This window comes from Micromonospora sp. WMMD1076 (assembly GCF_029581475.1).
Taxonomy (GTDB): Bacteria; Actinomycetota; Actinomycetes; order Mycobacteriales; family Micromonosporaceae; genus Micromonospora; species Micromonospora aurantiaca.
In genome coordinates this window covers 3109420-3131311 of record NZ_CP120862.1, presented here as the reverse complement: position 1 = coordinate 3131311, position 21892 = coordinate 3109420, and the positions used below count along the sequence as shown (strand labels likewise).

Genomic DNA, 21892 nt, shown 5'->3' with positions numbered 1-21892 from the left:
GCCCGCCTTTCGTTCGCGACTGCGGGACTCCGCTTCGCTGCGTTCCTCGCGCTCACGTCGAGTAGGCCGAGTTCTCGTGGACGTACGCATGCGACAGGTCGTTGGTCCAGATGGTGGCGGTGTCGGCCCCGGCGTGCAGGTCGATCCGGACCGTGACGCCGCGGCCGGTGAGGTCCACCTTGGCGCGGTCCTCGGCGGCGGCGCCGCCCCGGCACACCCAGATGCCGTTGACCGCGACGTCCACGCCGTCCGGCTCGAACACGGCGGCCGTGGTGCCGACCGCAGCGAGGATCCGGCCCCAGTTCGGGTCGTTGCCGAACAGCGCGGTCTTCACCAGGTTGTTGCGGGCCACAGTGCGGCCCACCTCAACCGCGTCGTCCTCGCTCGCCGCGCCGACCACCTCGATCGCGACCTCCTTGGTCGCGCCCTCCGCGTCGGCCAGGAGTTGCTGGGCCAGGTCGTGGCAGGCGGCGGTGACCGCGGCGGTCAGCTCCTCGGCGGTCGGCTCGATGCCGGAGGCGCCGCTGGCCAGCAGCAGCACCGTGTCGTTGGTGGACATGCAGCCGTCGGAGTCGATCCGGTCGAACGTGATCCGGGTGGCGGCGCGCAGCGCGGCGTCCAGGGCGTCCGGCCCGGCCACCGCGTCGGTGGTGAGCACGCAGAGCATGGTGGCCATGGCCGGGGCGAGCATGCCCGCGCCCTTGGCCATGCCGCCGACGGTCCAGCCCGTACCCTGCGCCACTGCCGTCTTCGGCCGGGTGTCGGTGGTCATGATCGCCTCGGCGGCCGCCGGGCCGCCGTCGCGGGACAGGCCGCGCACCGCCTCGCGTACGCCGGGAAGCAGTTTGTCCATCGGCAGGCGCTCGCCGATCAGGCCGGTGGAGCACACGGCGACCTCGCCGGCGCCGACGATCAGCCGCGCGTTCGCCGCGGTGATCGCGGCGGCGGTGTGCTCGGCGGTGGCGTGGGTGTCCTGGAAGCCGGCCGGGCCGGTGCAGGCGTTCGCGCCGCCGGAGTTGAGCACCACGGCGCGCACGACGCCGCCGTGCACGACCTGCTGGCTCCACAGCACCGGCGCGGCCTTGACCCGGTTGGCGGTGAACACACCGGCCACGCCGGCGTCCGGGCCGTCGTTGATCACGAGGGCGACGTCGGCGGCGCCGGCGGACTTCAGTCCCGCAGCGACACCTGCGGCGCGGAACCCACGGGGGACGGTGACGCTCACGGGGCCACTCCAAACACGGACAGACCGGCGGTCTCGGGGAGACCCACCATCAGGTTGGCGTTCTGCACGGCCTGGCCGGCCGCGCCCTTGCCCAGGTTGTCGATAGCGCTGACCACGATCACCCGGCCCGAGTCGACGTCCACGGTCGCCTGCAGGTGGCAGGAGTTCGACCCGGCGGTGGCCGCGGTGTGCGGCCACGATCCCTCGGGCAGCACGTGCACGAACGGCGCGTCGGCGTAGGCGGCGGCCAGCACCGCGCGTGGATCGGCGTCACCGGTGGGCACCGCGGTGACTGTGGACAGGATCCCCCGGGGCATCGGCGCGAGCACCGGGGTGAAGGAGAGACCGGTCGCGCCGGTGGCCTGCTTGATCTCCGGGACGTGCTGGTGCGCGCCCACCTTGTAGGGGGTCAGGTCGCCCATCACCTCGCTGCCGAGCAGGTGCGCCTTGGCGGCCCGGCCCGCGCCGGAGGTGCCGGAGGCGGCGACCACCACCACGTCGTCGGGGCGTACCGCGCCTGCGGCGATCAGCGGCGCCAGCGCCAGCGTCGTAGCCACCGCGTAGCAGCCGGTGCTGGCGACCCGCGTCGCGGCGGCGATCTCGGCCCGCTGCCCGGGCACCTCGGGCAGCCCGTAGGTCCAGGCGCCGGCGTGCTCCCCGCCGTAGTAGCGGGCCCAGGCGGCGGCGTCGCGCAGCCGGTGGTCAGCGCCGAGGTCGACCACCTTGACCGTGGCGGGCAGCGCCGCGGCGAGCGCCGCGGACTGCCCGTGCGGCAGGGCCAGGAAGACCAGGTCCGCGTCGGCGAGGGTCGCCGGTTCGGTAGCGGCGAACACCAGGTCGAGGCCCGCGAGGTGCGGGTGTACGGCGGTGACGGGCTGGCCGGCCTGGCTGTGCGCGGTGGCGGTGATCAGCTCGAACTCGGGGTGACCGGCGAGCAGGCGCAGCAGTTCGCCCCCGGCGTATCCACTCGCCCCGGCCACGGCAACCCGAATGCCCATACCCACCTCCGCATGACTATGCAGAGAAGGCTACCAGTGGCCCGGCACCCGATGCAAGTTCATGCAGTGTAGTGCATGAAGCTGCGGCTTGGCCGGCCCTTCCGATTCCGTCCAGGAAGGGCCGGCCCGGCCAGGGTCAGCCTCGCTCGACGAGCCCATGCTGACGCTCATAGGTGCGGAGAGCCGCATCCCAGGCCTGGGTGTACTCCGACGGGCCCATGTTCAAGTCGTTGTGTCCCCGGACCGCCTCCCGGAGCAACTCCACCAACTCCGGCACGGTTTCCCGGCGCTCTGTCACGTACCGACGGAACACCTCGGCGAACTGCTCCCCGGTCAGCCGGGCGGCATGCATTGTCACCGGGTCGCCTTCGAGATTCTGGAGCACCGCGCACCACCGTCGGGTCAGGTCGTCGGCCTGGCGGGCCCTGACCTTCTGCAGCTCGTGGTCGCACTCCAACTTGATCCGGTCCTCCCAGTACGGCCGCAGCCGCTCGCGTATCCGCTCGTCGGGGCTGACACGCACCTGGACGGTGAAGGAGGGGGCCGTCCCCTGCCGGGGCCAGCGCTGGCCGGACAGATGCACGTTCAGGGCCTGCTCCAGTTCGTGGGAGCGGTGCGGCTCATGCCGCCGGGCCAACTCGACCGCTTGTTCCCGGAGAATGCCACACGCCCACGTCAGGTAGCCCTCGGCCCGGAACCGCAACTCCTCGAACGTCATCCGCTGCGCCGTCCAGACGTAGACGGCGTACAGGCGGAAGTCAAAGGCGTCACCTTTCGCCGGCACCAGGAGAGGCTGCGGGGCCTCCTGGCGAAACGACACGGCGGGTGGAGAAGCCGGCGTGGGGGAAGCAATGGTCGACGGGGCAGGCGGGAAGACGGTGTGCCACCAGCGGCGTGCCGGCTGGTCCGAGGCGGAGGCAGGGGTGCTCGAGGGCGCTGCGGGAGGGGTGGTCATCTCTGTTCCTCGTTCGTCAGTCGTCGTACGTCGTTGAGTAGGGAGTTACCGGGCATCAGGGGCTGCCAGACGTGTCGAATCTGGTGGTCCAGGCGACACCGGAGGGGTTCCCGGCCGGCGACCACCGCGGTGAGCAATTGTCGGCAGTACATCGCCACCTCAGGCTGCCCATCGGCGCGGCTGAGCCAGAACCCGAGCGTCCGCCAGGCTCGAAACGCGGTCCCCGGGATAGCGAGCGCGGCGGCCCAGCAGGTAGCCAGATCCTGCAGTTGAACGGCGCCGCGCCGTGTCAGGTCGAGCAGTTCGGGCCAGTGTTCCCGCGGCACGGGTGACCACCGGTCGGCCAGGATCCGCAGTGCCCGCCCGGCGTGCAGACGCACCTCCGGATGGGTCGAGACGGCCCACTCCGCCAGCGCGGCCGTCACCTCCGCCGTGTGCCCTGCGTCGTACACCTCAACGAGGCCCCGGACCACGGAGTTGTGCCAGCGCTGCATCCGCGCCTCCGCCACCTGACGCAGGTGGAGCAGCGCGCTCTCGGGCCAGAGACGAGCGAGGCCGAGAGCATAGGCCCGAGCCACGGTGTCCCGGCGGTGCGCCGTGCCACTCTCGGCCCAGCGGTCCAACTCGTTGCGGAGCCGATGGCGCAGGAAGGGCTGCATAGCCATCGCGACCAGAGCGATGGCTGCCGTCTGGCGCACGCCGGCGCGTCGTTCCCGTGCCAACTCGTCCACGGCTTGCAACGCGGGGCGCACCGCGAGACTTGCCGACCAGCCGATGGCGCCCGCTGCGGCCTGCCGAACCCCGGGCACGTCGCTGCGGGCAAGAACGCCCCACCACCGCAGAAGCCGCTCCGGGTGCCACCAGTCCTGCCAGGCGACCTCCAGCAGGCTGGAACGAAGCGCATCGCTGGCCGGGATGAACTCCACCCGTCGCCCGCCCGGCACTCGATCGTCGTCGACCACCCGCACCGCCTGACGAAGTTCGGACCCCATCAACTCGTCAAGCGCGGACCCGCGGCCAGGCACGACCGCCTGTGGCAGGTCGTCCGCCGCAGGTCCGGTCAGCAGCCGTGCGGCATGCTGAACCTCCGACATCGGCTGGCCGGCGAGCACCGCACAGGCCAGGCGGAACGCACGACGGTCGTCGGTAGCCCAGAATACCGACGGGTGCTGCCCGTCGGTGCACTCGAGAATACGAGCCGCCCGCTCCCGCACCTGCCCCGGCAGCAGGCGCTCCAACCGTTGCGTCAGATCCACGCCGTTCACAGGGTTGCGGGCGATGGTCTCCACCAAGCGGACCACCTCACCTGGCCGCGGATCACCGCTCAGGTAGGTCATCATCAACGGGTGCCCGACAGCTTCGTCCTCGACATAGCGGTCGACGCACGCTCCGACGCACTCGTTGCCACACCGGCCGACGCATCTGCCGCGCAGATGCCGCCGTAGCTGGGCCCGGAAGACATCCGCAGCGCCGGGCGGCCGGTGCTCGACGATCTGATCGGTGAACTCCCGGCCCCGCGACCGGAAATCACCGACGAGCACCACCGTGCAGCCCACCGCCTCCGCCCGGGCCGCCGCGCCGACCAGGGTCATGCCGTCCAGTTCCCGGATCGCCTCGTCGCCCAGAGGCAGGACGTAACCGTGTTTGGTACGCAGGATGCCGGCTGTCCGGATCAGATCTCCGAGGCTCTCCACGTTGATCAGGCCCACCCGGTCGTAGCCGTGCCGTCTGGCGGAGGCCAGACACGCCGCCGTGTAGCGTCCCGTACCTTCCGGTCCGGAGAGACACAGCAGCCCTCGGCGCTTGAGCCGTCGGTCGAGGTACTGATCGCTCGACGCCGGCGCATACCCGTCGGCGGACTGTCGAACTGTGGCTCCACTCAACGTCTCCGACCAGGTCCGGCCCTCCCCGACGCCGGCCATCGTGACGTGCATCGCGCCGATGGCGGTGGCTCCGGTCCCGGTGGCGTTCTGGCCCTGGACGTGTACATCCCCGACCTCGATCCCCGCGGGTGCGCCGAGCAGCGCGGAGAGTCGGCCGATGATCTGGCGCGGGTCGAGAGACGGATCGTCCTCCGCCTCCTCCGCGAGGCCTTCCTCGTCCGCATCCATCGGATCGGCGCCGGGGCCGGCCCCGCCGATCGTGGCGCCCGCAGCCTCTCCGCCGTCATCCAGGTGGATCGGCGGGACCGGCACCGGGACGCCGTCGGTCTCCGGCGGTGGCACGTGGGCGATCATCGTTCGGTCCCGTCCCGGCCGATGCTCGCGTCGCGACCGACCGATCCGATCGCTGTCGCGTTCGGGCCGACAGCGCTCTGCCCATGGACCTGGAGGCTGCCGATCCGGATACCGGCGTTGCCGGAATGCGGCGGTTCGACCGGACGGCCGATGGAGTCGGACCCAACGTCGCCTGCCGGGTCTACCGTTCGCGGTTCGCCGACCGCCAATGACGACATGTCCTCGTCGACCACGTAGAGCCAGGCGGTCTCCTCGAAGCCCTTGTCCGGGTGGCTCACCCGAACCTTGCGAAACCGCTCGGGCCGCATCTCCTCGGGGTACTCCTGGACGACGTTCCGGTAGATGTCGTCGGAGACGACGAGCGCGACTCCAGCGTCCGGGAAGGCGGCAAGAGCCTGCTTCAGCGGATCGGAGTCGCAGAGTCGGCAGACGAGGACGACTGCCGAACCCGGAAAGCCGTTCGCGCCGTCCAGGTGTACGAGGCCCTGATGGACGGCCACCCGCAGCCGGATCCGCGCCGCCGGCACCCGGCTGACGTTGTACGCACGCAGCCGTCGGTTGAGCTCCGGGACGAATCGGCCGATGATGAGCGCCTCGTGGGCGTCCCGCGGGAGAATCGCCAATTCCCCGTCACCGGCCTGCTGCGTATGCCACTGCGTCCGGTCCAGTCCGACCAGCGCGGCGGCCTCATGCAGAAGGCGCCGGAACTCCTGCTGCGCCTCGTACTGCTGGACATTGCTGCGGCGGCTGTACCGCTCCATGTCCACGCTGATCAACATTCGTCGCTCGGGATGGTGCATCCGGTGTCGCCCCTTCGTCACTCACCCGCCGGAACCGGCGGGACCACAAGGGACATCGAATCCGGGTCGCCCGAGCCGCACCCCGTAGAAGTACGGCATCCGCCGTGCCTGTCCGGAACCGGTCTTCCCGTCTTCGTCCGGGATCCGGCAGGCGGAGCCGCGATGGACTAGTCGCATGATCGACGTCCTCAGCGAGTTGCTTCTCGACGCGGGCTGGCACCCGGCGGCAGTGCTGTCCGTGGTGGCGATCTACGTCGGGGCCGCCGCACTGTTGCGCCGCGCGTCGCGCTCCGCTCAGCTTCGGCTACGCTTCGACGGTCTTCGCTGGCTGGCGAGAACGGGGTTGTCGATGCGTCGAGGGGCACCGCCCCAGGCCGAGTGGCCGTACGGGACCTTCCTCCGGCGGCTGCGCCCGGCAGATCGGGAGATCGTCCTGGGTCTCGGTGTCCGACGCCAGGTACCCGCCGGTCAGATCCTGATCCACGAGGGCGTCTGGGAATCGCACCTGGTGCTCCTGGAGGAGGGGTTGACCAAGGTGACGGCGAGTCTCCCCGACGGTCGGTCGGCGCTGCTCTCGCTGCGCGTCGGTGGTGACCTGGTCGGTGAGATGTCCGCCCTGAACGATCAACCCCGCTCGGCCACAATCACCACCTGCGGCCCCACGCGGTACAGCGTCATTCCCAGAGACCGGTTCACCCGATTCCTCAAGGAGCGCCCCGAATCCGCGCTCGAACTCGCGGCGATGGTGGCGGATCGGCTGCGCTGGTCCAACCGGCGCCGCATCGACTTCACCTCGTACCACGTAAAGATCCGCGTGGCCCGGGTGATCGCGGAGCTGTGCCGGACGCACGGTCGGCGGTGTCCCGAAGGCGTGGTCATCGACGTCCGCCTGACCCAGCCGGAACTCGCCACGATCTGTGGTGCGGCGGAGACATCGATTCAGAAGGCCCTGCGCGAGCTACGCGCCGAGCGGCTCGTGGACACGGACTACCGGCGGATAACGGTCCGGGATCTGCCAGGCCTGCGAGGTCTCGGCGAGTTGCCTTCCGACGACGAGTAAGCCGCGCGGGGCGACGTGTTAAAAGGGGCCCCCTCCTCTACCGGAGGCGTTAAGAGGGGGCCCCTCCTTTCATGCGCCGCGCAGGGTGGCGCCGAAACGCTCGGCGGCGACAGCGACCGCCGCGTCCCGCGCGGCCAGCGCCTCCTCGCCCGCGAGGGTCCGGTCCGGGGCGCGGAACGTCAGCTTGTACGCCAGCGACTTGCGTCCCTCGCCGAGCTGCTCGGACGTGTAGACGTCGAACAGGCGGACGTCGTCCAGCAGCGCGCCCGCGCCCTCGACCAGCGCCGCCCGCACCTCGGCGGCCGGCACCGCGTCGTCCACCACCAGCGCCACGTCGATCAGGGCCGGCGGGAACGTGGAGATGGTCGGGCCGGTCGCCAGCGGGGCCGCGGGCAGCGCGTCCAGGTCCAGTTCCATGGCGCTGGTACGCCGGGGCAGCTCCAGCGCGGCCAGCACGGCCGGGTGCAGCTCACCGGCGTGGCCGACGACCACGCCGTCCACCACCAGTTCGGCGCAGCGGCCCGGGTGCCAGGGCGCCCGCTCGCCGGCCCGTACCGTCACCCGGCCGGCGGGGATCCCGGCGGCGTCGAGCACCGCCCGGCCCGCCTCGACGGCGTCCGCCCAGCCGGCCGTGCGGCCCGGGCCCCACCAGCCGGCCGGTTCGATCTCGCCGGTGAGCGCCACCGCGACGTGCCGCGGCTGGGCGGGAACGACCGCGTCGGCGGCGGCGAACTCCTCGTCGGTGGGCCGCCGGTCCACGCCCATCGCGGGCGGGGTGCCGGCACCGGGACGCGGGTGGAAGACGGTGCCGATCTCGTAGATCGCCACGTCCCGCTGGCCCCGGCCGACGTTGCGCTTGACGATGCCGAGCAGCGGGCCGAGCAGCGTGGTGCGCAGCAGCGGCTCCTCCTCCGACAGCGGGTTCGCCAGCCGTACCGCGGGGCGGCGCGGGTCGTCGGCGGGCAGGCCGAGCTGGTCGACCAGTTCCGGCGCGACGAACGGCTGCGCCAGCACCTCGACGTAGCCGCGCTCGGCGAGGGAGCGGGCGACGGCCCGGCGGCGCTGCTGCTGCCAGGTCAGGCCCCGGCCGGGCGGCGCGGTGGGCAGCACCGACGGCACCCGGTCGTAGCCGTCGAGGCGTACCACCTCCTCCACCAGGTCGGCCGGGTCGGTCAGGTCGGGCCGCCAGCTCGGCGGCGTGACGGTCAGCACCTCGCCGGCACCGGCGCCCGAGCCGACCCCGGCCGTGCCGACGGTGCCCGGGTCCTCGGCGAGCCGGTCGGCGCCGCGGGTGACGGTGCAGCCGACCTGCTCCAGCAGCTCCACCACCCGGTCCGGCGAGTACGTCACGCCGACCCGCCGCGACGGCAGGTCCACCGGCAGCGTCACAGGCGTACGAGGCGCGACGTGGTCGATGTCGAGCACCTCGGCGCCGGCGGTGCCGCCGGCGAGGTCGGTGAGCAGCCGGACCGCCCTCTCCAGCGCGACCAGCGGCAGCGCCGGGTCCACGCCCCGCTCCCACCGCTTCGCTGCTTCGCTGAACAGCTTGTGCCGCCGTGCGGTACGGCCGACTGTGGCCGGATCCCAGTGCGCCGCCTCGAACAGCACGTTCGTGGTCGAGGCGAGCACCTCGCTGGTCTCGCCGCCCATCACCGCGGCGAGCGAGATCGGAACCCCGGCGTCCTCGCCTGCGAGGGCGCCGGGCAGCCCAGCGTCGCAGATGACCAGGTCCTCGGCGGACAGCGTGCGGCTCACCCCGTCCAGCGTGGTCAGCTTCTCCCCCGCCTCGGCGCGGCGCACCACGAGCGTCCCGGCGATCCGGTCCGCGTCGAAGGCGTGCATCGGCTGGCCGAGTTCGAGCATCAGGTAGTTGGTGATGTCGACGGCGAGCGAGATGCTGCGCACCCCGGCGACCGTGAGCCGCTGCCGCATCCAGCCGGGCGTCTCGACGGTCGGGTCGACGCCGCGCACCATCCGCGCCGCGAACCGGTCGCAGCCGACCGGGTCGCGGACCTCGACCGGGTACGCCGGCTCGGCGGTCGCGCCGGGCGCGGGCGCGTCGGCCGGGTCGCGGAACGGCACGCCGAGCGCGTGCGACAGCTCCCGGGCGATGCCGCGCACGCTCAGCGCGTACCCGCGGTCCGGGGTGATCTCCAGCTCGACCACGACGTCGTCCAGGCCGACGACGGGCCGGGCGTCGTCGCCGGGCTGGGCCTTGACGTCCTCGGGCAGCACCACGATGCCCGAGTGGTCGTCGCCGAGCCCCAGCTCCTGCGCCGAGCAGATCATGCCGTGGGAGTTGCGCCCGTACGTCTTGCGCGCGCCGATGGCGAACCCGCCGGGCAGCACGCCACCGGGGAGGATCACCACGACCCTGTCGCCCACGGCGAAGTTGCGCGCCCCGCAGACGATCTCCTGCGGCTCGCCGGTGCCGTTCGCGGCGCCGACGTCGACCCGGCAGAAGCGGATCGGCTTCTTGAAGCCGATCAGCTCCTCGATCTCCAGGACCTCGCCGACGACCAGCGGGCCGGTGACCGACTCGCGCAGGTCCACCACGGAATCGACCTCGATGCCGAGGTCGACCAGCGCCTGCTCCAGGTCGCCGGTGGGCAGGTCGGCCGGCAGGTCCACGTACTCCCGCAGCCAACTGACAGAGACTCGCATGACTGTTAAACCACCGTTCCCGTAGCTCAGGCGCCGAACGCGCGGGTGAACCGCACGTCGCCCTCGGCCATGTCCCGCATGTCACTGACGCCGTGCCGGACCATCACGGTCCGGTCGACGCCCATGCCGAACGCGAATCCGGAGTAGACCTCCGGGTCGATGCCGCAGGCGCGCAGCACCCGCGGGTTGACCATGCCGCAGCCGCCCCACTCGACCCACTGCGGACCGTCCCGGTGCTCCGGGAACCAGACGTCGAACTCCGCCGACGGTTCGGTGAACGGGAAGTAGTGCGGCCGCCAGCGCGTCTTCGCACCCTCGCCGAACATGGCCCGGGCGAAGTGGTCGAGCGTGCCGCGCAGGTGCGCCATGGTGATGCCCTTGTCCACCACGAGGCCCTCGACCTGGTGGAACACCGGCGCGTGGGTGGCGTCCAGCTCGTCGGTGCGGTAGACCCGGCCGGGCACCACCACGTAGATCGGCGGCTTGCGGGTGAGCATGGTGCGCGCCTGCACCGGCGACGTGTGGGTGCGGAGAACGAGGCCCGAGCCCGCAGAGCCGGCCGAAGCCGCGGCGGAGCCGTCGGCGGGTGCGATGTGGAACGTGTCCATCAGGCCGCGCGCCGGGTGGTCGGCCGGGATGTTGAGCGCGTCGAAGTTGGTCCACTCCAGCTCGACCTCGGGGCCCTCGGCCACCTCGTAGCCCATGCCGATGAACAGGTCGCTGATCTGCTCCATCAGCACGCTCAGCGGGTGGCGGGCGCCGCGCGGCCGGCGGTCGTACGGCAGGGTCACGTCGACCCGCTCCTCGACCAGCACCCGCGCGGCCCGTTCCCGGTCCAGGATCTCCTGCCGGGCGGCGTACGCGGACTCGATGGCCTTGCGGGCCTCGTTGACCCGCTTGCCGGCGTCGGCCTTCGCGGCCGGCGGCAGCGCGCCGATCTCCCGGCGGGCCAGCGACACCGGGGACCGGTCGCCGAGGTGCGCGGGGCGCAGCGCGGTGAGCGCGTCCGGGTCGGTGGCGTCGGCGAACGCCTTCTCGGCGTCGACCACGGCCCCGGCCAGGGCGTCCGGGTCGAGCAGGGCGACCTGCTTCGGGTCGTACGGATCGTTGCGGTAGCTCATGGTGAACGGGCACTCCCTCACGGCGGCGCCGACCCTCGCGGGTGGCTAGGCGAGTCTACGGACGCGCGGCTTCGCCGCAGCCCGCCGGTGGGGAGTCGTGCAGGGGGAAGGGTCAGGCCCGCCGCCCGCCGACACCGGCGGGCTGGCTAAACGAACGCCGTGGCGCGTTCATGACGAGGCGGACTCCCCTGCTGTCTCTCGCGCGCCCCCGGGGACACGCAGTGCTCTGGCGGAAGAATACAGGCAGACGGCCGCCGCCGCAGCCAGGTTCAGGCTCTCCGCGCGCCCGTGCAGCGGCACCCGGACGCGGGCGTCGGCGGCGCCGGTCAGCTCCTCGGGCAGGCCGTGCGCCTCCGAGCCGAACAGCCACGCGGTGGGGGCGGACAGCCGTCCTGAGTCGGCGAGGTCGTCCAGGTCGCTGTCGCCGTACCCGGTGGTGGCGAGGATCTCCAGGCCGGCGGCCCGCAACGCCTCGACGGCGGCGAGCGGGTCGGCGGCGCGCACCACGTCGACGTGGAAGAGGCTGCCGGCGGAGGCCCGCACGCACTTGCCGTTGTAGGGGTCGACCGCCTCACCCGCGAAGACCACGGCGCCCGCGCCCGCCGCGTCGGCTGTGCGCAGCACGGTGCCGGCGTTGCCCGGGTCGCGGATCCCGGCGAGCACCGCGACCAGTCGCGGCCCGCGCGCCACCGCCTGCTCCAGGGGTACGTCGAGGTGCCGGCACACCGCCACCAGCCCCTGCGGCGCGACGGTCTCGGTGAGCGCCGCGAGCGCGTCGTCGGTCACCTCGGAGACCGGCACGCCGGCGCGGGTGGCGGTGGCGGCGAGGTCGGCGTACCTGTCGAGCGCCGCCGGGGTGCCGAACAGCTCGACCACCGTGCCGGCGCGGGCGAGCGCCTCCCGGACCGCCTGCGGCCCCTCGGCCAGGAACCGGCCGGCCTGGTCGCGGTCGCGCCGCCGCTGCAACCGGCGTGCGGCGACGACCCTCGGGGTACGCGGGGTGAACGGTCCGGGAACGGCGTCGAGGCGCCTCCCCTGCGACTGTGACTGCATGGGAGACGCCTCGATCTGCCGTACGGGGTGGGTCAGGCGGCCTGAGCCGCGGCGCCACCGGTGCCCTCGGCCGCCACGGCGGCGCGGGCCAGCTCGACGATCGCCGCGAACGCGGCGGCGTCGTTGACGGCCATGTCGGCCAGGATCTTCCGGTCGACCTCGATGCCGGCCAGGCGCAGGCCCTGGATCAGGCGGTTGTAGGTCAGGCCGTTGGCCCGGGCGCCGGCGTTGATCCGCTGGATCCAGAGCTGCCGGAAGTCGCCCTTGCGGTCGCGACGGTCCCGGTAGGAGTACTGCATCGAGTGCAGCACCTGCTCCTTGGCCTTGCGGTACAGCCGGGAGCGCTGACCGCGGTAACCGCTCGCGGTCTCCAGCAGGGTACGACGCTTCTTCTGGGCGTTCACAGCCCGCTTGACGCGTGCCATCTCAACTCCTTCTTCGGTTCAGGTGGCTCGCGTCAGCGGCCGAGCAGCTTCTTGATGCGCTTGGTGTCGGCCTTGGCCAGCTCGACGGTGCCGGTCAGCCGACGGGTCTGGGTGCTGGGCTTCTTCTCCAGGTTGTGGCGAAGGCCGGCCTGCTGGGCAACGATCTTGCCCTTGCCGGTCACCTTGACCCGCTTGCCCATACCCGTGTGGCTCTTCATCTTCGGCATTGGAACGTCTTCTCCCCTGTTACTGGCCGCTGGTCTCAGCGGTCGTACCGGTCTCGCCGGCTGCTGCGGTGTCGCCGGCCGCCGGGGTCTCGCCGGCCGGAGCGGCCGGTTCCTCCGCCGCCCGGTCGCGCGGTCCACCGCGGGACGCCGTGGCGGCGACAGCGGAGGCCTTGACGGCCCGGTGCGGAGCGAGAACCATGATCATGTTTCGGCCGTCCTGCTTCGGCGCGGCCTCGACGTATCCCAGGTCCGTGATCTCGGACTCGAGCCGGCGCAGGAGCCGGTAACCCAGCTCCGGGCGGCTCTGCTCCCGACCGCGGAACATGATCGTCACCTTGACCTTGTCGCCGGCCTTGAGGAACCGCACCACGTGACCCTTCTTGGTCTCGTAGTCGTGCGGGTCGATCTTCGGCCGGAGCTTCATCTCCTTGATGACGGTCTGCTGCTGGTTACGCCGCGCTTCGCGCGCCTTGAGTGCGCTCTCGTACTTGAACTTGCCGAAGTCCATGAGCTTGCACACCGGCGGGCGCGCCATCGGCGCAACCTCGACCAGGTCCAGGTCGACGTCCGCGGCCAGCTGCAGGGCGCGCTCCAGCGGGACGATGCCCACCTGCTCACCCTCAGGGCCGACCAGTCGGACCTCACGTGCCCGGATCTGCTCGTTCACGCGTGGTTCGACGCTGATGGGGCCTCCTCGAGTCGAGTCTCCTACGGTGCCGACTCCGTGGGCTCCCGGGTGGGAGCCGACCCGGAAAGCAGAAGGCCCCGGCGTATGCCAGGGCCCACTCGACCGGTCGGCACGATCACAGGATCGCGCATCCGGCGCCGGGACGTGCCCGAAACCGGGGACCGGACCCGGCCACCGTGGCGGCGACTCGGGTGGGAGCGGGCGCTCCGCTTCACGACCGCCCGCGCGTCAGGGACGGGGGCAGTCTGGTCGACTCCGCAACACTACACCCTCGGCCCAGGCCCGCCCAAACCGGGCTCGCTGGTCAGCGGGGTGCCGACTGGCCGGCGGACAGCGCCGCCAGGTGCGCCTGGTGCAGGCGGCGCAACGCGCGGACCGCCTCGACCGCGCTCTCCTTGTCGGCGGCCTGCAACGCGACCATCGGCAACAGGTCGTCGTCGTGCAACTCCAGGCTGGCCCACGGTGCGCCCCGGTCGAACCGGACACCCCGGACGACCTCCCACGGCAGCTCGTACGAGCTGAACACGTTGCGCACCCGGACGCCCTTGGCGTCGGCGATCACACGAGGGCGGGTGAACAGCAGGAAGCCGAGCGCGCCGAAGACGCCCAGGCCGATCATGGCGAGCTGGTCGCCGCGCTGGAACGTGCCGTAGCCGTTGCCGGTGGCGCCGGTCAGCGACGTCGCGACAAGGCTGAACACCACGAACAACGTGACGGCCGACACCCAGCAGACGACCCGGACGCGGCGGGGTCGCACGGTCACCACGGAATCGCTCACCCGACCAGTCTGCCATCCGGTTCGCGTACGCCTTCGGCCGCCACACGGTCCGGGCCGCGCCGGCGCAGCCCGGTGACCACCACGGCGAGCAGCGTGAACAGGGCACCGGCCAGCACCGGCAGCCGCACACCGGGGCCGCCGGGCAGCACCAGGTCCAGCAGCAGCGCGCCGCCGAGCTGCCCGGCCACCAGCGCCAGGCCGGTCCGCAGCACCCCGGCGGCGCGTACCCCGACCAGCAGCGAGAGCACGATGCCGACGCCGAGCAGGCCGCCGACGTAGAGCCACCACTGGGTGGGCCAGCGGGGCTGGCTCGCGAGCGCTCCGGTCAGCGCCGCGACCGCGCCGATCACCACAGTGCTGACCGCGAAGTTGACAGCGAGGCCGGCGGCCGGGCCGACCGAGGCCGCGACCCGGCCGTTGAGTGCGGACTGCCCCGCCACCGCCAGCCCGCCCAGGACGCAGAGCAGCACCAGCCCGACCGCGAGGTCACCGACCGGGCGGCCGAGCTGCGCCAGTGCGACAGCGCCGACGCCGAGCACCGCGCCGCCGACGCGGGGCAGCGTGAGCGGCATCCGCCCGGTGGCGGCCAGCCCGGCCCGGTCCACCGCGAGGCCGCCGAGGCTGCCGCCGGCCACCTGGGCGATCGTGAACACCGCCACCCCGAGCACCGGCACCACCACCGGCGCGACCAGCACGATCACCGCGCCGCCCACCCCGCCGAGGTACGCCCACCACGGCAGCCCGGAGCGGCGCAGCCCGGCCAGCCCGGCGCGCATCGAGGGCAGCGCCACGATCCCGGCCAGCACCAGCAGGCAGCCGCCGAGGTTGTTGACGACCGCGCCGAAGACCGGGGCACCGGTCCGCTCGCCCATCTCGGCGTTGACCGCGCCCTGGGCGGCCGAGGCCACGCCGCCGGCCACGACCACGGCCAACGCGGCCGGGAGCGGCAGCGGTCTCACAGCCGGCAGGCGTGGATGTTGGTGACCAGGATCGCGCGGGCGCCCAGCTCGTACAGCTCGTCCATGATCCGGTGGACGTCGTCGCGGAGCACCATCGCCTGCACCGCGACCCAGCCCTCCCGATGCAGCGGCGAGACGGTGGGCGACTCGATGCCGGGGGTCAGCGAGCTGGCCCGGTCGAGCAGGCCGGCCGGCACGTCGTAGGCGAGCATCACGTACCGGCGGGCGACCAGGACGCCGTGCAGCCGGCGCTGCAACTGCTCCTGCTGGGGGCCGCCGGGCGCACCGGCCCGGCGGACCAGCACCGCCGAGGAACGCAGCAGCGGCTCGCCGAACACCACCAGGCCGGCCTGGCGCAACGTCGCGCCGGTCTCCACCACGTCCGCGACCACGTCGGCCACGCCGAGGCGGATGGCGTTCTCCACCGCGCCGTCCAGGCGGATCACGTCGGCCTTGACGCCCAGCTCGGCCAGGTGCCGCTCGACCAGACCCGGGTACGCGGTGGCGATGCGGTGCCCGCCGAGCTGCTGGACGGAGGCGACGTCGTCGGGCCGGGCGGCGAACCGGAACGTGGCCCGCCCGAAGTTGAGGTCGACGATCTCCTCGGCCGGTGCGCCGGAGTCGATCAGCAGGTCGCGGCCGGTGATGCCGACGTCCAGGTCACCGGAGCCGACGTAGGTGGCGATGTCCTTGGGGCGCAGGTAGAAGAACTCGATGTCGTTGGCCTCGTCCCGGCAGACCAGGTCCTTCGGGTCGGTGCGCTGGCGGTAGCCCGCCTCGCGCAGCATCCCGGCTGCCGACTCGGCCAGGGCGCCCTTGTTGGGTACTGCGACACGCAGCATGGGAGTGCTCCTTCGTTCGATCGGATGATCAGCGGACGGGCACTCAGAGATGTCGGTAGACGTCCTTCAGTTCCAGGCCGGTGGCGAGCATCAGCACCTGCGCCTGGTAGAGCAGCTGGGAGATCTCCTCGGCGGCCCGCTCCGGGCCCTCGTGCTCGGCGGCCATCCACGACTCGGCCGCCTCCTCGACGACCTTCTTGCCGATGAAGTGCACGCCCTTGGCGAGCGCGTCGACGGTGCCCGAGCCCGGGGTGCCGGCGGCGGCCTTGGCCTGCAGCTCGGCGAACAACTCCTCGAACGTCTTCACGGAAGGCGATTCTTCCAGCCGCTTGCGGTGACGGGCCGGGTGGGTCAGGCGAAGCCGACCCGGTGGGCGGACTGGGCGTCGAGGGCGCGGACGGCCAGGGCGGCGTCCAGCGCGGCCACAGTCGCCGACCAGCCCTTGTCCTCGGCCGAGCCGGGCAGCCCGGCCCGGTCGCGGGCCTGCTCGACGGTGTCCACCGTGAGGACCCCGTGCGCCACCGGCTTGCCCTCGTCCAGGGCCACCCGGGTCAGCCCCTCGGTGACCGACTTGCAGACGTAGTCGAAGTGCGCCGTCGCACCGCGTACCACCACGCCGAGCGCGACGACCACGTCGTAGCGGCGGGCCATCGCCTGGGCCACCACCGGCAGCTCCACCGAACCGGCCACCCGGGCCACCACGGCCCGCGCCCCGCACGCCTGCGCGGCGGCCACCGCACGCTCGGTCATGTGGTCGGTCAGGTCGCCGTGCCACCGGGCGGCCACCACGCCGACAGTCATCCCGGCGGCGTCCACAGCGGTCGCGCCCGGTTCACCGAATCCCGCCATCGCCCTACGCTCCGATCTCGTCACCGGCGACCGGGCGGCCCATCGGCGCCTCGGTCACCTCGTCCAGTCCGTCCAGCAGGTGACCCATCCGGTCCCGCTTGGTGCGCAGGTAGCGCACGTTCTCCGGGTTGGACCGCACCGGCAGCCCTTCCCGGCCGGTCACGGTGAGGCCGTACCCCTCCAGGCCGGCCCGCTTGGCCGGGTTGTTCGTCAGCAGCCGCATCGTCCGGACGCCCAGGTCGTAGAGGATCTGCGCGCCGGTGCCGTAGTCGCGGGCGTCGGCCGGCAGGCCCAGGTCGAGGTTCGCGTCCACGGTGTCGCGGCCCTGGTCCTGGAGCTGGTACGCCTGCAGCTTGTGCAGCAGGCCGATGCCCCGGCCCTCGTGCCCGCGCACGTAGAGGACCACGCCCCGTCCCTCCGCGGCGACGCGGGCCAGCGCGGCCTGCAACTGCGGCCCGCAGTCGCAGCGCAGCGAGCCGAACACGTCGCCGGTGAGGCACTCGGAGTGCACCCGCACCAGCACGTCCCGCCCGTCGCCGAGGTCGCCCATGACCAGCGCGACGTGCTCGGCCGGGTCGTGCTCGGCGCGGTAGCCGAGCGCCCGGAACACGCCGTACGGGGTGGGCATCCGGGCCTCGGCGGCCAGCTCGACCTGCTTCTCGGTACGCCGCCGGTAGGCGATCAGGTCCGCGATCGTGACAAGCGTCAGACCGTGCTCGGCGCAGAACTTCTCCAGGTCCGGCAGGCGCATCATGGTGCCGTCGTCGTTCACCAGCTCGCAGAGCACCCCGGCCGGGCGCAGCCCGGCCAGCCGGGTCAGGTCCACCGCCGCCTCGGTGTGCCCGGGACGGCGCAGCACCCCGCCAGCGCGGGCGCGCAGCGGCACCACGTGACCGGGCCGGGCCAGGTCGGTCGGGCCGGTGGCGGCGTCGGCGAGCAGCCGGATGGTGTGCGACCGGTCGGCGGCCGAGATGCCGGTGCTGACGCCCTCCCGGGCGTCCACCGTCACCGTGTACGCGGTGCCGCGCCGGTCCTGGTTCGTGTGGTGCATCGGCGGCAGGTCCAGCCGGTCGCACTCGCCCTCGGTCAGCGGCACGCAGATGTAGCCGGAGGTGTAGCGGACCATGAACGCGACCAGCTCCGGCGTGGCCAGCTCGGCCGCGAAGATCAGGTCGCCCTCGTTCTCGCGGTCCTCGTCGTCGACCACGACCACCGGACGCCCGGCGGCGATGTCCGCCACCGCCTGCTCGATCGAACCGAACGTGCTCATGCCACGGCCTCCGAGTACGTCGCCGGGATCGGGGCGGGCGCGGTCGCGACGGCCCGGGAGGTGCGCCACCAGCTGTACAGGCCGGCGGCGCAGAACGCGCCGTAGACCAGGTACATGGCGGCCGACGGGTAGAAGCCGCCGCGCAGCAGCAGCGGTACGCCGACCGCGTCGACGGCGATCCAGATCAGCCAGAACTCGACCCAGCCGCGGGCCATGCCGTAGGTGGCGAGCAGGCTGCCGACCAGGATCCAGGCGTCCGGCAGCGGCCCCCACGAGCCGAGCGCGGCGAGCACCGGGTACGCGGCGGCGGTGCCGGCGGCGGCGGCCACGAGCAGGCCGAGCCGCTCCGGCCAGGTGGCCCAGCGCGGCACCACGGCCGGCTCGTCCCCGCGACCGGCACGCCGGTTACGCGACCAGCGCCACCAGCCGTACACGCTGACGGCGAAGAAGAAGACCTGCCGGCCGGCCTGGCCGTAGAGGTCGTGCGCCTGCGGGGTGACGAAGACGCCGCCGAGGAACACGGTGAGCAGCAGCGCGTTGCCGATCATGCCGACCGGCCAGGCCCAGACCACCCGGCGCAGCCCGAGCAGCGCCGAGGCGAGCCCGAAGACGTTGCCGACGATCTCCCGGACCAGCACCGGCGAGCCGGCCACGTGCACCTGGGCGTCGAGCAGCCAGCCGAGCGGGCCCATCACCGGGCACCTCCCGCGCCGCGGTCGCCGAGCAGCCGCTCGACGTACTTGGCCAGCACGTCGACCTCCAGGTTGACCGGGTCGCCGATCCGCTTCGTGCCGAGCACGGTGAGCTTGAGCGTGGTGGGGATCAGCCCGACCGAGAACCAGTCGTCGCCCGCCTCGGCGACTGTGAGCGACACGCCGTCGACGGTGATCGAACCCTTCTCCACCACGTACCGGGCCAGCCCGGCGGGCAGCCGGAACCGCACGGTCTCCCACTGCGCGGCGGGCTCCCGGGCGACGATCTCGCCGACGCCGTCGACGTGACCCTGCACCAGGTGCCCGCCGAGGCGGCTGTTGAGCGCGGCGGCCCGTTCCAGGTTGACCGGGTCGCCGGGGCGAAGCGCGCCGAGCGCGGTGCGGCGCAGCGTCTCGCCCATCACGTCGGCGGTGAACACGCCGCCGTCGACGTCGACCACGGTGAGGCAGACGCCGTTGACGGCGATCGAGTCGCCGTGCCGGGCGTCCGAGGTGACGAGCGGGCCGCGGATGGCGACCAGCGCGGAGTCGTCGCCGGTCTCGGTGCTCCGGACGATCTCGCCCAGTTCCTCGACGATGCCGGTGAACATGTCAGCTCTCCCTCTTCCGGGGCAGCGCGGTGATCCGCAGGTCGGGACCGACCCGCGTAACGTCGGTGATCTCCAGATCGATGGCGTCGGCGATGGTGCTCACGCCCGCGTCGAGCAGCGCGGTCGGGCCGGCGCCGAGCAGCTTCGGCGCGACGTACCCGACGATCCTGTCGACCAGGCCGGCGGCGAGGAACGCGCCGGCCAGCGTCGGCCCGCCCTCCAGCAGCGCGGCCCGCACGCCCCGGTGGTGCAGCTCCGCGAGCAGCGCCGGCAGGTCGACCCGGCCGTCCGGCCCGGCGCCGACCTCCGCGGCGGTGGCGATCCACGTGCGGGCGGCGCCGTCGCGGACCCGGGCGTCGGCCGGGGTACGCCCCGAGCTGTCCACCACCACCCGTAGCGGCTGCCGGATGGCGAGGGTGCCGTCGCGCAGGTTGCGGGCGGTCAGCCGGGGGTCGTCGGTGAGCACGGTGCCCACCCCGGCGAGCACCGCGTCGACGGTGCCGCGCAGCGCGTGCACGTCGATCCGGGCCGCCTCGGAGGTGATCCACATGCTGGTGCCGTCGGACGCGGCGGAACGCCCGTCGAGGGTGGCCGCGTACTTCCAGATCACGTACGGCCAGCCGCGGCGCATCGAGGTGAGCCAGGCGACGTTGCCGGCCTCGGCCTCCTGCGCGCGTACCCCGAGAGCCACCTGGACCCCGGCGGCGCGCAGCGTGGCGGCGCCGCCGGAGGCGACCGGGTTGGGGTCGGGCACCGCGATCACCACGCGGGAGACCCCGGCGGCGATGAGCGCGTGGCTGCACGGGCCGGTGCGGCCGGTGTGGTCGCAGGGTTCCAGGGTGACCACGGCGGTGCCGCCGCGGGCCCGCGTGCCGGCCTGGGCCAGCGCGACGATCTCCGCGTGCGGGCCGCCGGCGTACGCGTGGAAGCCCTCGCCGACGACCTCGCCGCCGGTGTCGAGCAGCACGCAGCCGACGACCGGGTTGGGGCTGGTGGCGCCGAGGCCGCGTGCGGCCAGTTCGATGGCACGACGCATCGCCTCGTCGACGGAGACGCTCGCCATGGCCGCCTGTCCTCCCGCTCGCCGGTCGCGCGCGGGCGGGGTTCGGGAGGAACGGCCACGAAAGCCGCGGACACGCGGGCGGCGGAGAACCCGGGGACGGCGACGCCGACCCCGGGGAGCCCACGCGGCGGCTGAGGGTGCTCAGCGGCCGGCAGGGGCCTCCCCCGTTCCGCGCGCTGTCTCCCATCCGGACTTTCTGGGGGCGGACGAGCCGCACCCCAACCGTCGGCCCCGGATTCTCACCAGGTCCACCGTCCGGCCGAAGCCGTCCGGGTCGCGGGCTTACCACGGTCGGACCGTGGATCACCGCCGGTTCGGAATCTCACCGAGCCCCGCCAGCGCGTGGTGGGTATAGAGAGAAGTCTTACACGTTCCGCCCGGGCGCGCGCCACAGAGGCGAGCTACCTCACAGGACCGGTCAGGTGACGCCGCGCCGGCGGTCCACCGCCACGTACGAGCCGGGCTGGCTCTTGGCCACCGTCTTCATCTCCGAGGCCACCGCGATCGCCTCCAGCGGGTCGGTGAACCGCTTGCCGGAATCGGACAGCGACACGCCGATGGAGAGCGTGACGAGCGCGGCGCGGCGGATGTTGCCGCGCCGGTCCTTCAGCTCGACGAAGCCACGTTCCCGGTCGGTGGGGTCGTAGAGCGCGTCGGCGGCCTTCTCGAAGTCGACGACGGCCCGGCTGGTCAACGGCCGGACCTGGCTCGGCGCGCAGACGATGACGAAGTCGTCGCCGCCGACGTGGCCGAGGAACGCCGGCGGCAGCCCGATCGACACCACCGCCCGGTGCAGGCTGCGAGCCAGCGCCGAGATGAACTCGTCGCCGCGCACGAAGCCGTACCGGTCGTTGACGCTCTTGAACCGGTCGATGTCGATGTAGCCGACGGCGTAGTCGACGCCGTTGCGTACCCGGTCGCTGATCTCCCGCCGGATCCGGCTGTTTCCGGGCAGCCCGGTCAGCGGCGAGACCTCCCGGAACTCCTTGTTGCGCCGCAGCGTGGAGTTGACCCGGGCCACCAGTTCCAGCGTGTCGAACGGCTTGACCAGATAGTCGTCCGCGCCGACGCTGAGCCCGTTGACCTTGTCCTGGGTCATCCCCTTCGCAGTGAGCATGATCACCGGCAGGGCCGAGGTCATCGGGTCGGCGCGCAGCCGCCGGGTCAGCTCCAGCCCGTCGATGCGGGGCATCATCAGGTCGACGACTGCCAGGTCGGGCCGCTGCCGCTCGATGACCTCCAGGGCCTCCTGGCCGTCGGCGGCGTGCAGCACCTCGAAGCCGTGCAGGCGCAGGTTGAACTCGACGAAGCGGGCGATGTCCTCGTCGTCGTCGACGACGAGGATCACGTCGGGTCGCTCGCCGGCCGGTTCCAT

Annotated in this window: 22 protein-coding genes; 1 reads left to right on the top strand and 21 read right to left on the bottom strand. The window is 72.9% G+C overall.

Annotation, left to right across the window (positions count from 1 at the left end):
* Positions 1–52 precede the first annotated feature (52 nt).
* From argJ to O7622_RS15065, 5 genes are all read right to left on the bottom strand, one after another.
* The gene (gene argJ, locus O7622_RS15085; RefSeq protein ID WP_282313927.1) at positions 53–1225 is read right to left on the bottom strand and encodes a bifunctional glutamate N-acetyltransferase/amino-acid acetyltransferase ArgJ; all 1173 of its coding nucleotides are present in this window, start codon (positions 1223–1225) and stop codon (positions 53–55) included.
* Positions 1222–2223 (bottom strand): N-acetyl-gamma-glutamyl-phosphate reductase, encoded by a 1002-nt coding sequence (argC, locus tag O7622_RS15080; RefSeq protein ID WP_282313926.1) that lies wholly within the window; start codon positions 2221–2223, stop codon positions 1222–1224. Before argC ends, argJ begins: the two co-directional genes overlap by 4 nt.
* Before the next feature lie 136 nt (positions 2224–2359).
* Positions 2360–3043, bottom strand: coding sequence for a hypothetical protein (locus O7622_RS15075; RefSeq protein ID WP_282313925.1), 684 nt, complete (start codon positions 3041–3043; stop codon positions 2360–2362).
* 131 nt (positions 3044–3174) lie between these two features.
* Positions 3175–5415, bottom strand: coding sequence for a hypothetical protein (locus tag O7622_RS15070; RefSeq protein ID WP_282313924.1), 2241 nt, complete (start codon positions 5413–5415; stop codon positions 3175–3177).
* Positions 5412–6194 carry a hypothetical protein gene (locus O7622_RS15065; RefSeq protein WP_282313923.1) on the bottom strand — a complete coding sequence of 261 codons (783 nt, stop codon included), beginning with the start codon at positions 6192–6194 and terminating at the stop codon, positions 5412–5414. The genes O7622_RS15070 and O7622_RS15065 overlap by 4 nt, the downstream gene beginning before the upstream one ends.
* A 196-nt stretch (positions 6195–6390) precedes the next feature.
* On the opposite strand from O7622_RS15065, the gene O7622_RS15060 reads away from it, so the two are divergent.
* The gene (locus tag O7622_RS15060; protein WP_282313922.1) at positions 6391–7275 is read left to right on the top strand and encodes a Crp/Fnr family transcriptional regulator; all 885 of its coding nucleotides are present in this window, start codon (positions 6391–6393) and stop codon (positions 7273–7275) included.
* A 69-nt stretch (positions 7276–7344) separates the two neighbouring features.
* Here O7622_RS15060 and O7622_RS15055 read toward each other — a convergent pair whose 3' ends face one another.
* The 16 genes from O7622_RS15055 to O7622_RS14980 all read right to left on the bottom strand — a co-directional run bounded on the left by O7622_RS15055 (position 7345) and on the right by O7622_RS14980 (position 21892).
* The gene (locus O7622_RS15055; RefSeq protein ID WP_282313921.1) at positions 7345–9939 is read right to left on the bottom strand and encodes a phenylalanine--tRNA ligase subunit beta; all 2595 of its coding nucleotides are present in this window, start codon (positions 9937–9939) and stop codon (positions 7345–7347) included.
* 26 nt (positions 9940–9965) lie between these two features.
* A complete protein-coding gene (gene pheS, locus O7622_RS15050) occupies positions 9966–11060 on the bottom strand; it encodes a phenylalanine--tRNA ligase subunit alpha (RefSeq protein WP_282313920.1) in 1095 nt (364 codons plus the stop codon).
* A 168-nt stretch (positions 11061–11228) separates the two neighbouring features.
* Positions 11229–12113 (bottom strand): RNA methyltransferase, encoded by an 885-nt coding sequence (locus O7622_RS15045; RefSeq protein WP_282313919.1) that lies wholly within the window; start codon positions 12111–12113, stop codon positions 11229–11231.
* A 32-nt stretch (positions 12114–12145) separates the two neighbouring features.
* The gene (gene rplT, locus O7622_RS15040) at positions 12146–12538 is read right to left on the bottom strand and encodes a 50S ribosomal protein L20 (RefSeq protein ID WP_013285541.1); all 393 of its coding nucleotides are present in this window, start codon (positions 12536–12538) and stop codon (positions 12146–12148) included.
* 32 nt (positions 12539–12570) lie between these two features.
* The gene (gene rpmI, locus O7622_RS15035) at positions 12571–12765 is read right to left on the bottom strand and encodes a 50S ribosomal protein L35 (protein WP_007075851.1); all 195 of its coding nucleotides are present in this window, start codon (positions 12763–12765) and stop codon (positions 12571–12573) included.
* Positions 12766–12784: 19 nt separating this feature from the next.
* Positions 12785–13432: a translation initiation factor IF-3 gene (infC, locus tag O7622_RS15030; RefSeq protein ID WP_043324929.1), complete on the bottom strand. Its 648-nt coding sequence runs from the start codon at positions 13430–13432 to the stop codon at positions 12785–12787.
* A 325-nt stretch (positions 13433–13757) separates the two neighbouring features.
* Positions 13758–14231, bottom strand: coding sequence for a PH domain-containing protein (locus tag O7622_RS15025; protein WP_282313918.1), 474 nt, complete (start codon positions 14229–14231; stop codon positions 13758–13760).
* Positions 14228–15190, bottom strand: a complete 963-nt coding sequence (locus O7622_RS15020; protein WP_282313917.1) for a DMT family transporter — start codon at positions 15188–15190, stop codon at positions 14228–14230. The genes O7622_RS15025 and O7622_RS15020 overlap by 4 nt, the downstream gene beginning before the upstream one ends.
* Positions 15187–16032 carry an ATP phosphoribosyltransferase gene (gene hisG, locus O7622_RS15015; protein WP_282313916.1) on the bottom strand — a complete coding sequence of 282 codons (846 nt, stop codon included), beginning with the start codon at positions 16030–16032 and terminating at the stop codon, positions 15187–15189. The genes O7622_RS15020 and hisG overlap by 4 nt, the downstream gene beginning before the upstream one ends.
* A gap of 43 nt (positions 16033–16075) precedes the next feature.
* Positions 16076–16357 carry a phosphoribosyl-ATP diphosphatase gene (locus O7622_RS15010; protein WP_197494977.1) on the bottom strand — a complete coding sequence of 94 codons (282 nt, stop codon included), beginning with the start codon at positions 16355–16357 and terminating at the stop codon, positions 16076–16078.
* 26 nt (positions 16358–16383) lie between these two features.
* The gene (gene ribH, locus O7622_RS15005; protein ID WP_282313915.1) at positions 16384–16881 is read right to left on the bottom strand and encodes a 6,7-dimethyl-8-ribityllumazine synthase; all 498 of its coding nucleotides are present in this window, start codon (positions 16879–16881) and stop codon (positions 16384–16386) included.
* Between the two features lie 4 nt (positions 16882–16885).
* Positions 16886–18151: a bifunctional 3,4-dihydroxy-2-butanone-4-phosphate synthase/GTP cyclohydrolase II gene (locus O7622_RS15000; RefSeq protein ID WP_282313914.1), complete on the bottom strand. Its 1266-nt coding sequence runs from the start codon at positions 18149–18151 to the stop codon at positions 16886–16888.
* Positions 18148–18843 (bottom strand): nicotinamide riboside transporter PnuC, encoded by a 696-nt coding sequence (pnuC, locus tag O7622_RS14995; protein ID WP_282313913.1) that lies wholly within the window; start codon positions 18841–18843, stop codon positions 18148–18150. Before pnuC ends, O7622_RS15000 begins: the two co-directional genes overlap by 4 nt.
* On the bottom strand, positions 18843–19454 hold the full coding sequence (locus O7622_RS14990) for a riboflavin synthase (RefSeq protein ID WP_013285532.1): 612 nt from the start codon (positions 19452–19454) through the stop codon (positions 18843–18845). The genes pnuC and O7622_RS14990 overlap by 1 nt, the downstream gene beginning before the upstream one ends.
* Before the next feature lies 1 nt (position 19455).
* The gene (ribD, locus tag O7622_RS14985) at positions 19456–20517 is read right to left on the bottom strand and encodes a bifunctional diaminohydroxyphosphoribosylaminopyrimidine deaminase/5-amino-6-(5-phosphoribosylamino)uracil reductase RibD (RefSeq protein WP_282313912.1); all 1062 of its coding nucleotides are present in this window, start codon (positions 20515–20517) and stop codon (positions 19456–19458) included.
* Between the two features lie 418 nt (positions 20518–20935).
* Positions 20936–21892 carry a response regulator gene (locus tag O7622_RS14980; RefSeq protein WP_282313911.1) on the bottom strand — a complete coding sequence of 319 codons (957 nt, stop codon included), beginning with the start codon at positions 21890–21892 and terminating at the stop codon, positions 20936–20938.

Coding starts and splice junctions, on each gene's coding strand:
- argC (WP_282313926.1), bottom strand. CDS start 2,223: ATGGGCATTCGGGTTGCCGTGGCCGGGGCGAGTGGATACGCCGGGGGC.
- O7622_RS15070 (WP_282313924.1), bottom strand. CDS start 5,415: ATGATCGCCCACGTGCCACCGCCGGAGACCGACGGCGTCCCGGTGCCG.
- O7622_RS15065 (WP_282313923.1), bottom strand. CDS start 6,194: ATGTTGATCAGCGTGGACATGGAGCGGTACAGCCGCCGCAGCAATGTC.
- O7622_RS15060 (WP_282313922.1), top strand. CDS start 6,391: ATGATCGACGTCCTCAGCGAGTTGCTTCTCGACGCGGGCTGGCACCCG.
- O7622_RS15055 (WP_282313921.1), bottom strand. CDS start 9,939: ATGCGAGTCTCTGTCAGTTGGCTGCGGGAGTACGTGGACCTGCCGGCC.
- pheS (WP_282313920.1), bottom strand. CDS start 11,060: ATGAGCTACCGCAACGATCCGTACGACCCGAAGCAGGTCGCCCTGCTC.
- O7622_RS15045 (WP_282313919.1), bottom strand. CDS start 12,113: ATGCAGTCACAGTCGCAGGGGAGGCGCCTCGACGCCGTTCCCGGACCG.
- rplT (WP_013285541.1), bottom strand. CDS start 12,538: ATGGCACGCGTCAAGCGGGCTGTGAACGCCCAGAAGAAGCGTCGTACC.
- rpmI (WP_007075851.1), bottom strand. CDS start 12,765: ATGCCGAAGATGAAGAGCCACACGGGTATGGGCAAGCGGGTCAAGGTG.
- hisG (WP_282313916.1), bottom strand. CDS start 16,032: ATGCTGCGTGTCGCAGTACCCAACAAGGGCGCCCTGGCCGAGTCGGCA.
- ribH (WP_282313915.1), bottom strand. CDS start 16,881: ATGGCGGGATTCGGTGAACCGGGCGCGACCGCTGTGGACGCCGCCGGG.
- O7622_RS15000 (WP_282313914.1), bottom strand. CDS start 18,151: ATGAGCACGTTCGGTTCGATCGAGCAGGCGGTGGCGGACATCGCCGCC.
- pnuC (WP_282313913.1), bottom strand. CDS start 18,843: ATGGGCCCGCTCGGCTGGCTGCTCGACGCCCAGGTGCACGTGGCCGGC.
- O7622_RS14990 (WP_013285532.1), bottom strand. CDS start 19,454: ATGTTCACCGGCATCGTCGAGGAACTGGGCGAGATCGTCCGGAGCACC.
- ribD (WP_282313912.1), bottom strand. CDS start 20,517: ATGGCGAGCGTCTCCGTCGACGAGGCGATGCGTCGTGCCATCGAACTG.
- O7622_RS14980 (WP_282313911.1), bottom strand. CDS start 21,892: ATGGAACCGGCCGGCGAGCGACCCGACGTGATCCTCGTCGTCGACGAC.